Origin of the sequence: Paraburkholderia sediminicola, from assembly GCF_046026675.1 — a bacterium.
Classification (GTDB): domain Bacteria; phylum Pseudomonadota; class Gammaproteobacteria; order Burkholderiales; family Burkholderiaceae; genus Paraburkholderia; species Paraburkholderia sediminicola_F.
Genome location: NZ_JAQQEY010000001.1, coordinates 3,591,777 through 3,607,734, shown reverse-complemented (window position 1 = coordinate 3,607,734; position 15,958 = coordinate 3,591,777). Strand labels below are relative to the sequence as shown.

Annotated in this window: 14 protein-coding genes; 3 read left to right on the top strand and 11 right to left on the bottom strand. The window is 60.1% G+C overall.

The window, feature by feature from the left end:
- Positions 1–132: 132 nt before the first annotated feature.
- A complete protein-coding gene (locus PQQ86_RS15675; RefSeq protein WP_408268355.1) occupies positions 133–573 on the top strand; it encodes a hypothetical protein in 441 nt (146 codons plus the stop codon).
- Here the strand turns inward: PQQ86_RS15675 and PQQ86_RS15670 are convergent.
- From PQQ86_RS15670 to PQQ86_RS15650, 5 genes are all read right to left on the bottom strand, one after another.
- Entirely contained in the window at positions 558–1,718 is a 1,161-nt protein-coding gene (locus tag PQQ86_RS15670) for a hypothetical protein (RefSeq protein ID WP_408268353.1), read from the bottom strand. The genes PQQ86_RS15675 and PQQ86_RS15670 overlap by 16 nt on opposite strands.
- A 491-nt stretch (positions 1,719–2,209) precedes the next feature.
- Positions 2,210–3,232 carry a hypothetical protein gene (locus tag PQQ86_RS15665; RefSeq protein ID WP_408268350.1) on the bottom strand — a complete coding sequence of 341 codons (1,023 nt, stop codon included), beginning with the start codon at positions 3,230–3,232 and terminating at the stop codon, positions 2,210–2,212.
- Positions 3,232–3,501 (bottom strand): helix-turn-helix transcriptional regulator, encoded by a 270-nt coding sequence (locus PQQ86_RS15660; RefSeq protein ID WP_408268348.1) that lies wholly within the window; start codon positions 3,499–3,501, stop codon positions 3,232–3,234. The genes PQQ86_RS15665 and PQQ86_RS15660 overlap by 1 nt, the downstream gene beginning before the upstream one ends.
- Before the next feature lie 191 nt (positions 3,502–3,692).
- The gene (locus tag PQQ86_RS15655; protein WP_408268345.1) at positions 3,693–4,415 is read right to left on the bottom strand and encodes a hypothetical protein; all 723 of its coding nucleotides are present in this window, start codon (positions 4,413–4,415) and stop codon (positions 3,693–3,695) included.
- Positions 4,416–4,946: 531 nt separating this feature from the next.
- Entirely contained in the window at positions 4,947–5,153 is a 207-nt protein-coding gene (locus PQQ86_RS15650) for a cold-shock protein (RefSeq protein WP_007180614.1), read from the bottom strand.
- A gap of 552 nt (positions 5,154–5,705) precedes the next feature.
- On the opposite strand from PQQ86_RS15650, the gene clpS reads away from it, so the two are divergent.
- Positions 5,706–6,020, top strand: coding sequence for an ATP-dependent Clp protease adapter ClpS (clpS, locus tag PQQ86_RS15645; protein WP_006050100.1), 315 nt, complete (start codon positions 5,706–5,708; stop codon positions 6,018–6,020).
- Complete coding sequence (gene clpA / locus PQQ86_RS15640) at positions 6,017–8,314, top strand: ATP-dependent Clp protease ATP-binding subunit ClpA (RefSeq protein WP_074282414.1); 2,298 nt, start codon at positions 6,017–6,019, stop codon at positions 8,312–8,314. Before clpS ends, clpA begins: the two co-directional genes overlap by 4 nt.
- Before the next feature lie 131 nt (positions 8,315–8,445).
- On the opposite strand, the gene dut is transcribed toward clpA, so the two are convergent.
- The 6 genes from dut to PQQ86_RS15610 all read right to left on the bottom strand — a co-directional run bounded on the left by dut (position 8,446) and on the right by PQQ86_RS15610 (position 15,937).
- The gene (gene dut / locus PQQ86_RS15635) at positions 8,446–8,892 is read right to left on the bottom strand and encodes a dUTP diphosphatase (RefSeq protein ID WP_054042650.1); all 447 of its coding nucleotides are present in this window, start codon (positions 8,890–8,892) and stop codon (positions 8,446–8,448) included.
- A 14-nt stretch (positions 8,893–8,906) separates the two neighbouring features.
- Positions 8,907–9,926 carry an LLM class flavin-dependent oxidoreductase gene (locus tag PQQ86_RS15630; protein ID WP_408268341.1) on the bottom strand — a complete coding sequence of 340 codons (1,020 nt, stop codon included), beginning with the start codon at positions 9,924–9,926 and terminating at the stop codon, positions 8,907–8,909.
- Between the two features lie 82 nt (positions 9,927–10,008).
- Positions 10,009–11,223 carry a bifunctional phosphopantothenoylcysteine decarboxylase/phosphopantothenate--cysteine ligase CoaBC gene (gene coaBC / locus PQQ86_RS15625; protein WP_408268338.1) on the bottom strand — a complete coding sequence of 405 codons (1,215 nt, stop codon included), beginning with the start codon at positions 11,221–11,223 and terminating at the stop codon, positions 10,009–10,011.
- A gap of 204 nt (positions 11,224–11,427) precedes the next feature.
- Positions 11,428–11,934 carry a signal peptidase II gene (gene lspA, locus PQQ86_RS15620; protein ID WP_093638890.1) on the bottom strand — a complete coding sequence of 169 codons (507 nt, stop codon included), beginning with the start codon at positions 11,932–11,934 and terminating at the stop codon, positions 11,428–11,430.
- The gene (gene ileS / locus PQQ86_RS15615; RefSeq protein ID WP_408268335.1) at positions 11,934–14,771 is read right to left on the bottom strand and encodes an isoleucine--tRNA ligase; all 2,838 of its coding nucleotides are present in this window, start codon (positions 14,769–14,771) and stop codon (positions 11,934–11,936) included. Before ileS ends, lspA begins: the two co-directional genes overlap by 1 nt.
- A 170-nt stretch (positions 14,772–14,941) precedes the next feature.
- The gene (locus PQQ86_RS15610; protein WP_408268333.1) at positions 14,942–15,937 is read right to left on the bottom strand and encodes a bifunctional riboflavin kinase/FAD synthetase; all 996 of its coding nucleotides are present in this window, start codon (positions 15,935–15,937) and stop codon (positions 14,942–14,944) included.
- Between the last annotated feature and the right edge of the window lie 21 nt (positions 15,938–15,958).

Here is a 15,958-nt window from a genome sequence, read left to right as displayed (position 1 = left end):
CGATGAAGGGAGTTCGCTGGCCTTAAAAAATGCGCAGCGCATACAGCCATATTGGCGCTATGCGTCTTTGGATGTGCGCGTTGATTGATAGCGCGCCCAATGAAGGGGATTCTGGAATATCGGGGTTGCCAAATGGCAAATGCAGAACTGAGCTTCACGAGAGAACCGTCACCGACCTCGGATCAAAAGAGGGAGTTGGCCGCGACACTGGTGTTGCTGGCTTTGACGGCGCAGCGGGTGCTCCGCGTTGCCGACAAGTTCGATGCATGGACCCCGACGCTTGGCGCGTGCCATGAGAACGTTAGGCGCTGGGTTGAGTCTCATCCCGCTCACAAGGCTGTGCGCGGCTGGCTCGACGTGTCGTTTCTGGCGCTGCCGCCTGCCAGGCGATTCACCGCACACTCGGTCGTTGCCGACGAGCATGGCGATCTTTTTGATGTGACGTTGGGTGCATCTGATCCGGGGTGCACATTCATCCGGCACCCCGGTAGTGACGAGGATTTTTTTTACTACGCATTCACACCTGGTGAGCACACCATCGAATATGTACCACCGGTTCAGGCAATTCGATGATCGAGTTTGCTGGCCGTCGAAGTATGGTTGCACTGCGTGCGCGTTTCCGCTCGCGCTACGGGGCTTGCTGCGCGCGGCGCAACGTCTTCCAGCGGCGGAGCTTCTCGCTGACTATTGCTTTCGTTGTTGGCATGGAACGCAGCAGCAGGGAATAGCCCCGTTTTACGCAACTCCGCGCACGCCTGTGCCCACATGGTATCCGGCTTCCACCAGCTGGCCTTATGCGAGCGCCAGAAAGCATTTATTTCACGCACATCCGACGTTCCTTTGTAGTGCTCAAGCGCGGCCTTCACGCCGCGATCACGGCACAGCGACATAAACTCATCTTCCAGCTTCTTTGGCAGCGTCGAACCTTGGCCATTCAGGTCGGCAAACGTGAAGCGAGCAAACCGGTTTTCGAGTTCACCGAGTTTGTGCAGCAGCAGACCGCGCAACTTCTTGCCACGCACTTCAACGCGTACGACAGGCGGTGCGCCATGCAGTTGCTCTAGCTGTTTGATGAAGTTCGCCGTTAGCGGCTCGTTGCGGCGGCCGTGCTTTGCAATGTTGAGGATCGCGCGGTGCCGACGTTCCGCGCTCTTGTCGTAGACCGAGGTCATGTAGTCCGACTTTTCGCTGCCGAAATTGTAGGTTTCAATGATCCCTGCCGAGTTCACCGTTTTGCCGAACACGGTGAACTGCTGCGCGTTACTGTAGGAGATCAGCATACGGCTCAGATCAGCATGCACGATATCAACCGCGAAGTCGATGTGATTCAGTAACGCACGGCGCGTCAGGCTACGATACGACGCCCCGACAATGCGCGTCATAATTTCGTGAAAATGCTCGACATCACCGACCGCGAACTTTGCCGGGTTCATCGTTACTGAGATGCCGCCCTTCTGGCGCTTGAGATCAAGAGCGCCAATCTGCACCAGCGCCTTCGATTTGCCGGGCAGAGGAATGTTGAAGCTGAAACGATACCGTTTGAACTTGACGAACGCGGGCGTGCAGAAGCCATCGTCAATCTCTTTTTGAATGCGGCGACGAGCACGTTCGAACAATGCTTGCTGATTGGCAAGCGGCTCGCAACCCCATGGCAACAGGAATACAAGACCGTCAACGACGGGTCTTTTCGGAGTGGGAGTTTTAATGCATAACTTCATGATGGGGCCTTCGAGAATTTGTTGAGCGGGCGTTCTTGTGCGAACGTCGGTTGCATCAGCATCATGCGATCAGGCGCATCGAACAAAGCAACGCCTACTGGATGGCTATTCGATTCGTGAGTGCGGCTGCGTGTGAATGCGCCTGCACGCGTGTCAGCGATACACGTTCATTTACATTTTTGGCGCGAGAGGGCAAGTGCACGGATTTGCGAACTGCGCTGTATTGAGCGTCCGGACTGCTACTACTATGAATATCTAGTACATACAGGGGATACACTCTTATTAGACTCTTCGCGGCCGGATGAGCGGATGTGTCTGTCCATCGCAAGGCAACATTAGCGCGGTGTTCTACTGGGAGTGTGAATGGTGACTGAATCCTCAGCACGGGACGATGCTTCGAGAAGCACAACACCGACTGTACTTCCGTTGCCGCTTATGGCATCGATCGGCGTAGCGCCGGTTGCGTGAGTTGCAACCGGCGCGCGCAACGACTACGCGAGCGCTTCGGACTCGTCGGGATGATCCGGCGAGCCTTTGCCAGCGTCATCGATTTCGAGTGCCTCAGCGTGCTGCGCAATCGACTCGTCCGACATTGCCTGACGACGAACTGGGCGCATTCCGTCGAGGCACCGCTTTACGCTCGACTTGTGTCGGTCGACCAATTCGCCGATTTCGGCGAGCGATTTACCGGCGGCGCGGAGCTTCCAAATGAAGCGATCGCGCAGCGACTTTGCAACGAACGGTTCGAACGTCCGCACGTAACCATCGTCAGTCAATGTGACGTTACAGATTACCTTGCCGTAGCCGAGTCCGTGCATGTCGGCGAGTCGCAACGCTTCGATGGAGAAGGCTAGATGTGCGCCGGGGTCTGGTTCGCAAGCTGCCACTTCGAGGTATTCGTCGCAGAAGTCCCGGATGCTTGGCACTTGTTCCTTGCTCGGGCACACGATGACCAGCAACACGTAAGCTTCCGCTTTCTGCGCAGTGGCTCGAATCTCGCACATCCCGGCGATTAGATGTTCCGGAGACAACGAATCGCAGGACTGCGCGAGCGTCACCCAGCCGTTTTCGGCATCTTTAATGATGGGGAGCAGCGTTTCCAGTCCCTCATCGTTGCAGAACTTGAAATTCGGGCGCGAGCCGGAAATATGGAAGGTACGTTCGATCGCGGTTTCGATTCGCTTCTCCAGTTCCGCACGTGCCTCAAGTTCATCCATTGCCTGCGGCATGCCGGAGTGCAAGGACCACATGAACTCCGCGGCCGGAGCTGGGATATCGGCAACCACGCCGAAATTCAAGTACTGCGCTTCGATTGCATCGCGAGCGTCGCGGACCAGATGCTTGTCGGGGACCACCATAACCGTTAGCCCGGTCAACGTCGGTTTGAGGAATTTGCGGAGCGCATCGATCGCTGTTACGTGAGTATTCTCGGTACCCGAAGTGCAGGTGCCCGTTGCTTCTTGAGGCAACTGTTTTTCCGCTGTGGCTGGCGTGGGGCGCTTCTTGAACGGCATTACGCACCCTCCGAGATGGTGACACCGCCGATACGGTTGTTCTCGGTGAACGCCTCAGCTACGGCTCCTTTAGCGTCGCGTTCTGCGATGCGTCGAGCAATATAGGCCTGCACTTCGCTCAGTGGCCACGCGACCATGCGTGGCCCGATGCTTACGCCTTTCTTGAATTCGCCATCTGCAATGCGCTGGTACAACGTGCTGTTCGACCAGCCCGTCATTTCGAGGACCTGACGCTTGCGAATCAGCGCCTCAACTAATGCTTCACTCATTTTCCAACTCCGTTCAGATTGATTCGGATAGGTCTCGTCAGACCCGATTCGGCTAACCTGAACGGATTGAACAACGGGAGCAGTGCGACTTTGGTGCATCTTCCCAGACGTCGCGAACTTACCGCGAAATCGGTGCAACTTCCCAACCAGAGGGAAGGGAAATTCCCAAAGTATTCAAAAAAGATGGTCCGTCAGTCGATCCTGAAGAAGTCGTCCAGTGCTGCGGCTGCCGCTCTGAAGCGTTTGCGGTTCGCTTCCGCGCCGAACCCCGAAATGCTCGGCTTGCCGTGTCGCTTAGCCGTGGATGCAACGATCTTGTTCACCTCCTTGGCTATCTGTGACTTGTTGAGCTTGCCTCCGGAAATCAATAAAGCTCGGTCGATATCGCTGTCTCCTTGTAAGGCTTTCTCAAGGAGCGTGAGCAGCGCACCCATGCGTACCAGGTCGTACCGCTCCCCTTTGGGCGCGTCTTCGAGAGAGTGTGTGGATGATGCTGTAGTCGCCAAAGCCACTTCGGTCGACGACAGTCCCGCCTCGAACATGCTTAGGTCATTCCAGCCGATGTCTTTCGCGAACGCTAGAAATTTGTCGAACATCACGAAGCGATCGCCCGGGTTCTTTCCAGCTCGCAGATGTTCAATTGCTGGCAGATGTTCGTGCACGCTATATCGAGCGATAGCTACTTCGCAGCGGCGTCTGTATTCCTTGTACCGCTCGGCATCGTTCGCGCGTAGCACGTGCCGGTTTTGGACAGTCGGATTCACGTTCATGGAGAGCAGCACAGCAACCCATAGGCGGCCGCCGCCTTTCTCACGCCATGTTTTCCAGTCGGGGGGCGAGGGTAAAGCATTAACTGTCACATGATGTGCTGCGGTGTTGATGTCGTTGGCAGATTTGTACGGATTCGACGCCATGTTGCTGAATATTTGTGTGTGGTGGTTTCTACTGGTACTTGTGCTGGGTGGGTTCAAAATCGGTTGCAGAACAGGATACCTCGCTTACCGCGTTCGACGTGGCCGTCGCATCTGGGCCGACGTACGAAGACGACGCATTCCCTATGGCAGTCGGGAGTTAATGAGGGGTAGATTGAGGGGAATTGGATGTATGTAATTTTCTTCGTCAATAGCAGAAGGGGTTTGCGGAGAATTTACATAGAATGATCGAACATGTAAGCGATTCGCGCTGGTTTTTCCAGCCTGAGTCAAAACCCCGGTGCCGTGAGGCGGCCGGGGTTTTTTTACGGCCAGCGGCAGCGGGTGAGCATCGAAAGTGTTCGGAAAGGAGACGAATGTCCGATATTTGGGTATTCGCGTTATCGAGGTCTCAAACGACGCTTCAAACGACACCTCAAGCGATGGTCGCGATTTGCCGTAAATCAGAATGTGCCACCCAAAAAAAGAAACCCGGCATAAAGCCGGGTTTCAAAGGACGGGTAACGAACAGTATCAGGCTGGTGCCTGAATGTTCGATGCCTGTTTGCCTTTCGGGCCTTGCACGACCTCGAAGGTTACTTTTTGACCTTCCTTGAGGGTCTTGAACCCATTCATCTGGATGGCCGAGAAGTGTGCAAACAGATCCTCACCACCTTCGTCAGGCGTGATGAATCCGAAACCTTTTGCGTCATTGAACCATTTGACCGTACCAGTTGCCATTCCAACTTCCCCTGTAACTCATGTCACTACCACGAGCCCTCGAAAAGCTCGACGACCGCGCGATGCAGCCGCTCCCTCCTCACAAGCTCACCATCGGCATTTTTTCGATTTATGGCTCAGTGAAAAAAGTGCCAGCTTGATTGTTGAGGCTCTTTATTCGAGTGTCAAGAAAATTTTGAGACGCCGTTGTCGCGTTGCAAACAGGCGTTTTCCAGGGTTTTTCCCGCTTTTGTTTTCTTATGTGCGGTTGCCCAAGCGGGCTGTCTTGAAAAGTCGCATAATCGACTCACATGCTGTTCTGCGGGTCGCACACTGTCCGCTGGCCGGGGGCAGGCCGCCAGCCAGCACGGGCAGGTTGTGCGATACTCGATCCGACTGCGGCGCAGCACGGCCGCGACGCATCACAGGATAGGGGCCGGCTCCGCAATCGGCTCGTCGAATGACGCACCGCTTGGGGTATTTACCCATCAGGCGGGAGCGAACGGGCTCACCGGCCGGTTGGCCGGGTTTTGACAGGATTGCGGGCCTGTCCTAGTTGTTTAGAATGGGTGTATGGCGATTATCCCGGACAAGCAGGACGGCACCGTACTGGAGCGGCAGGAAAAGAAGCTGAAGCCGCCTTCCATGTACAAGGTAGTGCTGCTGAATGACGACTTCACGCCAATGGAATTTGTCGTGATGATCGTGCAGGAATATTTCAATAAAGATCGTGAAACCGCAACGCAGGTGATGTTGAAGGTGCATCGCGAGGGCAGGGGAGTTTGTGGGGTCTATACGCGGGACATCGCGTCGACCAAAGTCGAGCAAGTCGTTACCCACGCACGGCAGGCCGGGCATCCGCTGCAGTGTGTGATGGAGGAAGCATGATTGCCCAGGAACTGGAAGTCAGCCTGCACATGGCGTTCATGGAAGCACGCCAGGCGCGGCACGAATTCATAACGGTCGAACATCTTTTGCTGGCACTGTTGGACAATCCAACAGCGGCGGAGGTGTTGCGTGCATGCGCGGCCAATATCGAGGATCTGCGCCAGAACCTGCGCAACTTCATTCATGACAACACGCCGACCGTGCCTGGCACGGACGACGTCGACACGCAGCCCACGCTGGGTTTCCAGCGTGTGATCCAGCGCGCGATCATGCATGTGCAATCCACCTCGAATGGCAAGAAGGAAGTGACCGGCGCGAATGTGCTGGTGGCGATCTTCGGCGAGAAGGATTCGCATGCGGTGTACTACCTGCAGCAGCAGGGCGTGACGCGTCTGGATGTGGTGAATTTCATCTCGCATGGCATTGCCAAGACCAGCAGCACGGACGCCGCGAAAGCGAGCGACGCGAATGCCGAGTCCGACGAAGCCGCTGCGCAGAAGGAAACGCCGCTCGCCCAGTTCACGCAGAACCTGAACCAGATGGCGAAAGACGGCCGCATCGACCCGCTGATCGGGCGCGAGTCGGAAGTCGAGCGCGTGGTCCAGGTGCTATGCCGTCGCCGCAAGAATAATCCGCTGCTGGTCGGTGAGGCCGGCGTCGGCAAGACCGCGATCGCCGAAGGGCTCGCCTGGCGCATTACGCGCGGCGAAGTGCCGGATATTCTGGCCGATGCGCAGGTGTATTCGCTCGACATGGGCGCGCTGCTCGCCGGCACCAAGTATCGCGGCGACTTCGAACAACGCCTGAAGACGGTCCTCAAGGAATTGAAGGAACGTCCGCACGCAATCCTGTTCATCGACGAAATTCATACGCTGATCGGCGCGGGCGCTGCGTCGGGCGGCACGCTGGACGCATCGAATCTGCTGAAGCCGGCTTTGTCGTCGGGCACTTTGAAGTGCATCGGCGCGACCACGTTCACGGAATATCGCGGCATCTTCGAAAAAGACGCGGCTTTGTCACGCCGTTTCCAGAAGGTCGACGTGACCGAGCCGACCGTCGAACAGACGGTGGCGATCCTGCGTGGCCTGAAGTCGCGTTTCGAAGAGCACCACGGCGTGAAGTATTCGTCGGGTGCGCTGTCGGCGGCGGCTGAGTTGTCGGCACGCTTCATCACGGATCGTCATCTGCCGGACAAGGCGATCGACGTGATCGACGAAGCGGGTGCGGCGCAACGCATCCTGCCGAAGTCGAAGCAGAAGAAAACCATTGGCAAGAACGAGATCGAAGAAATCATCTCGAAGATTGCTCGTGTCCCGCCGCAAAGCGTGTCGCAAGACGATCGCAGCAAGCTGCAAACGCTGGATCGCGATCTGAAGAGCGTGGTGTTCGGGCAAGACCCGGCCATCGACGCGCTGTCGGCCGCGATCAAGATGGCGCGTGCAGGCCTCGGCAAGCTGGACAAGCCGATCGGCGCGTTCCTGTTCTCCGGCCCCACGGGCGTCGGCAAGACGGAAGTGGCGAAGCAACTGGCGTTCACGCTGGGGATCGAGCTGATCCGCTTCGACATGTCGGAATACATGGAGCGTCATGCGGTCAGCCGCTTGATCGGCGCGCCGCCGGGCTACGTGGGTTTCGACCAGGGCGGTTTGTTGACCGAAGCCGTCACGAAGAAGCCGCATTGCGTGCTGCTGCTCGACGAAATCGAGAAGGCGCATCCGGACATTTATAACGTGCTGCTGCAGGTGATGGACCACGGCACGTTGACGGACAACAACGGCCGCAAGGCGGATTTCCGCAACGTCATCATCATCATGACGACGAACGCGGGCGCCGAGGCAATGGGCAAGGCGGTGATCGGCTTCACGAACCGTCGGGAAACCGGCGACGAGATGGTCGACATCAAGCGCATGTTCACGCCGGAGTTCCGTAACCGTCTGGACGCAACGATCAGCTTCCGCTCGCTCGACGAAGAAATCATCATGCGCGTGGTCGACAAGTTCCTGATGCAACTGGAAGATCAGTTGCACGAGAAGAAGGTCGACGCGCTCTTCACCGACGCGCTGCGTGCTCACCTCGCGAAACACGGTTTCGATCCCTTGATGGGTGCGCGGCCGATGCAACGTCTGATCCAGGACACGATCCGTCGTGCGCTGGCCGACGAGTTGCTATTTGGCAAGCTGATGAACGGCGGGCGCGTGACGGTCGACGTGGATGCGGAAGACAAGGTGCAGTTGACCTTCGACGAGCATCCGGCGCCGCGTAATCCGAATCCGGAAGCGGTTGAGGTTGAATAAGTCGGTCGAGTAAACGTTTCGGTTTCATCTGAAAGCAGAACGGCGCGGGTTGAACCCCGCGCCGTTCTGCTTTTTGCGTTGTGCGAAACGCTTGTTGGCAGCAAGCGGAGCTTCAACGCCTATCGTTAGTTCTAGTGCTTGCCGGTGCTGCCGAACCCACCCGCGCCACGCTCGCTGGTTTCGAAATCGTCGACGATATTGAACTCAGCTTGCACGACCGGCACGATCACGAGTTGCGCGAGGCGTTCCATCGGATTCAGCACGAACGTGGTCGTGCCGCGATTCCACGTCGATATCATCAGTTGCCCTTGATAATCTGAATCGATTAGGCCGACCAGGTTGCCAAGCACGATGCCGTGCTTATGACCCAGACCCGAACGCGGCAGGATCAACGCGGCATAACCCGGATCGCCGACGTGAATCGCGAGACCTGTCGGCACCAGTGCGGTTTCGCCGGGTTTGAGGGTTAACGGTTCGTCGAGACAGGCGCGCAGGTCGAGCCCCGCGCTGCCGGTGGTTGCGTAGGCCGGGAGTTGTTCGCGCATGCGCGCATCGAGAATCTTCAGGTCGAGTTTCATGCAGGTTCGAAGGTTTAAGGAGTGGAGGCCGGGCGTCCGAGTTGGAACGCGTCGGCGAGAAGTTCATAGGAGCGCAGCCGGGCGCGATAGCTGCCCGCTACGGTGAGCACGATCAATTCGTCGGCCTGGAACCGCTCCTGCAAGGCATGCAGCCGTTCAGCGACGGTTTCCGGCGTGCCGATGATGCTGCGCGGCTTCTCGCGATCGATCACCAGCCGCTCGCGTTCGCCATACTCCTGCGCGACGCCTTGTTCGATCGTCGGGATCGGCTCGTTCAGACCGTAGGCCATTTGCACGCGGCGCAGGTCGACGGCCTTTTCCAGATCGGCCGCTTCCTGTTCCGTGTCCGCGCAAATCACGAAGACTGCGGCGGCGAGATAGGGCTGTTGCGTTTCCAGGCTGGCTTTGAAGCGCTCGCGATAGGCAAGCGCCACCTGGTGCCCAAAATGCGCGTTGATGAAATGCGCGAACGCGAAGCGGATACCAAGCTGCGCCGCCAGCAGGCCGCCGAATTCACTCGAGCCGAGCATCCATAGTTGCGGGCGTGTAGCGATCTGCGGCTGCAGCAGCACGCCGTGCGCAATGTGATCGTCCGGCAACGTACCGTGCATCAGGCCGACCAGGTCGGCAACCTGCTGCGGGAAAATGTCGCCGCGGTTGTAGGCGCCGGCTGCGACCGCCTGCGCTGTTTGCATGTCGCCGCCCGGTGCGCGGCCTACGCCGAGGTCGATCCGATTCGGGAATAGCGCTTCGAGCATCATGAATTGCTCGGCGACCTTGAACGGGCTGTAGTACGGCAGCATCACGCCGCCAGAGCCCAGGCGAATGCGTTTGGTGACGCTGCCAAGGCGCGCCAGCATGACCTCGGGGCAGGGGTTCGACACGCCGCGCAAGCCGTGATGCTCGGCACACCAGTAACGCGTGTAGCCGAGGTCGTCAGCCAGCTGCGCGAGTTCGACGGTGGCGGCAATTGCGTCCGCCACAGAGTGCCCGTCGATCACGGGCGTTTGATCGAGCACGGAAAGTAGCGTCATGTCAGTACTGCTCCAGATACAGATAATTCGGTGCGCTGGAGGCGCTCGCGGCGAACGCAGCTTGCCACCGCCGCGAGCAGCTTTAGCGGATCAGACTTGTGTCGGGCAGACGCTTCGCAATTTCGACGATCAAGGCGCGCGCGAGCGTCTGCTTGTCGGCGCGCGGCAGTTTGGTTGCACCACCTGCTTCGAACAGGATGACCTCGTTGTCGTCGAGTCCGAACGTGAGCGGGCCGAGATTGCCGATTAGAAGCGGCACCTTCTTGCGCGCGCGTTTTTCTTCACCATGCACTTCGAGGTCGCCGCTTTCCGCTGCAAAGCCGACGGCGAACGGAGGATGCGGCAGCCTGGCGACCGCTGCCAGGATGTCCGGATTCTCGACGAACGTGAAGGTGGGCAGCGCGCGCTCGGCGGTCTTCTTGATCTTGTGTTCGCTGGCATGATCGACGCGCCAGTCGGCCACCGCGGCCACGCCGATGAAGATGTCGGCGTCGGCGACCGAGCGCATCACCGCGTCGTGCATTTGCTGCGCAGTTTGCACGTCTTGGCGGAACACGCCCCACGGCGTTTCCAGCGCCACCGGACCGGCAACCAGATGCACCTCGGCGCCGGCTTGTTGCGCGGCGCGCGCCAGCGCAAAGCCCATCTTGCCACTCGAACGATTGGTGATGCCGCGCACCGGATCGAGCGGCTCGAAGGTCGGGCCGGCGGTCAGCAACACGCGACGGCCGGACAGGATCTTCGGTGAGAAGAATGATGCGATTGCCTCATACGTGGCGGCCGCTTCGAGCATGCGCCCGTCACCGACTTCGCCGCACGCTTGCGGACCCGAATCGGGGCCGAGCACTTCGATGCCGTCCGCGCGCAGCTGCGTGACGTTGCGTTGGGTGGCCGGGTTCTGCCACATCTGCCGGTTCATCGCCGGCACGACGAGCAGTGGGCAATCGCGTGCGACACACAGCGTCGACAGCAGATCGTCGGCCATGCCGTGTGCGAGTTTGGCGAGGAAATCGGTAGATGCGGGCGCAATGACGATCGCGTCGGCTTCACGCGAGAGATCGATGTGCGCCATGTTGTTCGGCACGCGCCCGTCCCACTGGCTCGTGTAGACCGGTCGGCCGGACAGCGCCTGCATCGTAACGGGGGTGATGAACTGCGTGGCCGCTTCGGTCATGACGACCTGCACGGTCGCGCCGGCCTTGGTCAACAGACGCGTGAGTTCGGCGATCTTGTAGCAGGCAATGCCGCCCGTCATGCCGAGGACGAGGTGTTTTCCTGCGAGTTCTGCGGTTGCCAACGAAAGCCTCCGACAAAGCGTGGTGGCCGGTGGTGGCACTGTCCACCGCCACCTGCCTTCAAACCGGACATGCCGCTCGGCCGTGTCCGTGACAGCCGGGCATGGCCTTTAAACATGGTCTCTAAGCGTGGCCCCGGAGCATAGTCACTGAGCACAACCCAGCCTTGGCCCTGATATCAGGCCAAAGCGGGCAGGTGACCCGCGTTACCGCGAGCCGCGCACGCGCCGCAACTCGTCGAGCACGAGCAGGATCGCGCCGATCGTGATCGCGCTGTCAGCGAGATTGAACGCCGGCCAGTGCCACGTACGTACGTGGAAATCGAGAAAGTCGATCACGTGGCCGTACGCCAACCGGTCGATCACATTGCCGAGCGCGCCGCCCAGAATCAGCGCGAGCGCCGTGCAGAACATCTTCTGCCCGCCGTGGCGCTTGAGCAGATAACAGATCACCAGTGCCGCGACCACACCGAGCGCGGTGAAGGCCCAGCGCTGCCAGCCGCCCGCCATCGCGAGGAAGCTGAAGGCGGCGCCACGGTTGTACACGAGGATCAGGTTGAAAAACGGCGCGACCTCATGCGGAACACCGTAGGCAAACACCTTCTGGACCGCGATCTTGGTGAGCTGATCGAACAGGATCACGATCAGCGCGACACCGAGCCACGGCGCCAGCGAACCACCGGCGGCTGACGATTTCGACATGGTTTTCGCCATTATGCCGCGCTCCTCGCTTCACCGTTGCCGAACAGATTGCTGAAGCAACGGCCGCACAGGGTGGGGTGCTCCGCGTTGGCGCCGACATCCGCACGGTAGTGCCAGCAGCGTTCGCACTTCAAGTACTTCGAGGCGATCACTTCGACGCCTTCTTCCGCTTCGCTGTCGACCTTCACGACGTTCGCCGCCGACGTGATCAGCACGAACTTCAGGTCGTCGCCGAGGCTCGTGAGCGCATCGTAACGCGCGCCGCTCGCGCGGATTTCGACTTCCGCCTGCAGCGACGAACCGATCAGGTTCGCAACGCGTGCTTCTTCCAGTGCCTTGGTCACATCGCTACGCGCGGCGCGCAGCAGTGTCCATTTGTCGAGCAGATCACCCGCTTCCGGCACCGCCGGGAACGCGTGATAGGTCTCGGTGAAGATCGTTTCGCTGTTCGGCGAGAAGATCTTCCACGCTTCTTCGGCCGTGAACGACAGGAACGGTGCGATCAACCGCAGCAGGCCGAGTGCGATGTGATACAACGCGGTCTGGGCCGAACGGCGTGCGACGGAGTCAACGGCCGTGGTGTACAGACGGTCTTTCAGCACGTCCAGATAGAAGCCGCCCAGGTCTTCCGAGCAGAACGTCTGCAGTTTCGCGACCACTGGGTGGAACTCGTACTTGTCGTAGTGCGAGAGGATGTCGTTTTGCAGATTCGCCGACAGCGCCACCGCGTAACGATCGATCTCGAGCCAGTCTTCGACTGGACGCGCGTGTTGCGCGAAGTCGAAGTCCGACAGGTTCGCGAGCAGGAAGCGCAGCGTGTTGCGGATGCGGCGATAGCCTTCCGTCACGCGCTTCAGGATTTCCTCGGAGATCGCCAGTTCGCCCGAGTAATCGGTCGATGCGATCCACAAACGGATGATTTCCGCGCCGAGGCGGTTCGCCACTTCATGCGGGTCGATACCGTTGCCGAGCGACTTGCTCATCTTGCGGCCTTCGCCGTCGACGGTGAAGCCGTGCGTGAGCAGCGCGTTGTAGGGCGGGCGGCCGTCGAGCATCGAAGCCGTCAGCAGCGACGAGTGGAACCAGCCGCGGTGCTGGTCCGAGCCTTCCAGATACAAGTCGGCCGGGAACTGCAGTTCGTCTTTATGCGAGCCGCGCAGCACGTGCCAATGCGTCGTGCCCGAATCGAACCAGACGTCGAGCGTGTCGCGGTTCTTCTCGTACATGTTGGCGTCATCGCCGAGCAGTTCGCGCGGGTCGAGCGTTTGCCACGCTTCGATGCCGGCCTTCTCGACGCGTTGCGCGACTTCTTCGAGCAGTTCTAGCGTGCGCGGGTGCAGTTCGCCGGTTTCCTTGTGCACGAAAAACGCCATCGGCACGCCCCATTGACGTTGACGCGACAGCGTCCAGTCCGGGCGATTCGCGATCATGCTGAACAGACGCTGCTTGCCCCACGACGGATAAAATGCCGTGTTCTCGATACCTTCGAGCGCGGTTTCGCGCAGCGTCTTGTCGGTGTCGTTCGGCTTCACGTCCATGCCGGCGAACCATTGCGAGGTCGCGCGGTAGATGATCGGAGTCTTGTGGCGCCAGCAGTGCATGTAGCTGTGCGTGTACTTTTCGGTGCGCAGCAGCGAACCGGCTGCCTGCAGGGCTTCGACGATCTGCGGATTGGCCGCCCAGATCGACAGGCCGCCGAACAGCGCGAGCGATTCGATATAACGGCCGTCGCCCATCACCGGGTTGATGATGTCCGAATCGGCCATGCCGTGCGCCTTGCAGGACACGAAGTCCTCCACGCCGTATGCCGGCGACGAGTGGACCACACCCGTACCCGTTTCGGTCGTTACGTAGTCGCCGAGATAAACCGGCGCCGTGCGCTTGTAGGCCGGATGCGCGGAGGCGAGCGGATGATTGAAGCGCAGGTTGACGAGCTTCGCGCCCGGCGTGGTCGCGATGACCGTGCCTGCCAGGTCGTACAGTTTCAGGCACGCTTCAACGCGCTCTTCGGCCAGGATCAGCAAGCCGCGCGGTGTATCGACCAGCGCGTAGACGATTTCCGGATGCAGGTTCAGCGCCTGGTTGGCGGGGATGGTCCACGGCGTGGTGGTCCAGATCACGATGCCGCCTTCATTGCGCGGCAGCGCATTCAGGCCGAACGCCTGCGCGGTCTTTTCCGGCTCGGCGAAGCTGAACAGCACGTCGATGGTCGGATCGGTCTTGTCCTTGTACTCGACTTCCGCTTCGGCCAGCGCCGAGCCGCAGTCGAAACACCAGTTGACCGGCTTCAGGCCGCGGAACACATAACCCTTTTCCATGATCTTCGCGAGCGCGCGGATTTCGCCGGCTTCGTTCGTGAAGTTCATTGTCTTGTACGGGTTGTCCCAGTCGCCGAGCACGCCCAGACGGCGGAAGCCGACCTTCTGCTTCTCGATCTGTTCGGTCGCGTAAGCGCGCGCCTTCTGCATCACTTCGGCGGCCGGCAGCGACTTGCCGAACTGTTTTTCGATCTGGATTTCGATCGGCATGCCGTGGCAATCCCAACCCGGCACGTAGACCGCGTCGAAGCCCGCCAGATTGCGCGCCTTGACGATCATGTCCTTGAGGATCTTGTTGACCGCGTGGCCGAGGTGGATGTCGCCGTTCGCATACGGCGGGCCGTCGTGCAGAATGAACTTCTTACGGCCCTTGCTGGCCGCGCGGATCGTCTCGTAGACCTTGCGTTCCTGCCATTCCTTGACCCATTGCGGCTCGCGCTTGGGCAGGTCGCCACGCATCGGGAACGGCGTGTCGAGCAGGTTGACCGGGTAGCGTGACTGCGGTTTCGAATCGGCTTTCTTGTTGCTCATGATGAGGTCGCGGTGAATTCTTTCTAAGCGCAGCGAGGCTGCGGTATGCGCAAGATGCGCAGGGCGTTGAGCGCGCCCGGCAGGCATGTCGCGTGATCCACGGACGCCCTTCGATGCGCGCAGCAGTGGGTACATGCAGCGCTTCAGCGCGCTCGCATGTACCGCGGCGGCTATCTAATTCGGTCGGTGGCCGAGGTGGCGAAACCAGTGGAGCGGCTACCCGGCGTGCCGGCGCCGACGGCCGCGAACCACGCGCGCGCATTGGCGACGTCGCGCGCGATGGCGGCGGTCAGCGTTTCGAGGTCGACATATTTTTCCTCGTCGCGCAGCTTTTTGAGGAATTCGACGCGCACGAGTTTGCCATACGCGTCGCCGTGCCAGTCGAGCAGATGCACTTCGAGCAGCACGCGGCCGGAATCGTCGACGGTGGGGCGCAGGCCGAGGCTGGCGACGCCCGGCAACGGTTCGTCCGCCACGCCATGCACGCGCACCACGAAAATACCGGCGAGCGCCGGGCGCTTGTGCGCGATCGGCAGATTGAGCGTGGGGAAGCCGAGGTCGCGGCCGAGCTTCATGCCATGCACAACGTGGCCGCTGATCAGGTAATCGCGGCCCAGCGCGGCACGCGCGGAGTCGAGATCGCCTGCCACCAGCGCCGCGCGTACGCCCGAGCTGGAAATGCGCGCGCCGGATGGATCCGCCACGGTTGCCATCTGCTCGACTTCGAAACCGTGCTGTTGACCCGCGGCCTTGAGCGAGGTGAAATCGCCCGCGCGCCTGGCGCCATAGCGGAAGTCGTCGCCGATCATCACCCAGCGAGCATGCAGCCCATTGACGATGATCCGTTCGACAAACGCATCCGGCGACTGGCTCGCGAAGGTGTGGTTGAAATGCTCGACCACGACCCGGTCGACACCGTTGGTGCGCAGCGCCTCGAGCTTGTCGCGCAGCATGGCGATTCGCGGCGGCGCGCCAGCGGGGTTGAAGAATTCGCGCGGGTGCGGCTCGAAGGTCATCACGCAGACGGGCAGGCCACGAGCATCGGCGGCGGCCCGGACGTGGGCGAGCAAAGCCTGATGGCCGCGGTGGACACCGTCGAAGTTGCCGATGGTCAGTGCGCAGGGCGCACGGCTTTCGGCATTGGGAAGACCGCGGAAGACTCTCACGATAGCGGGTTTGAGGTAGGG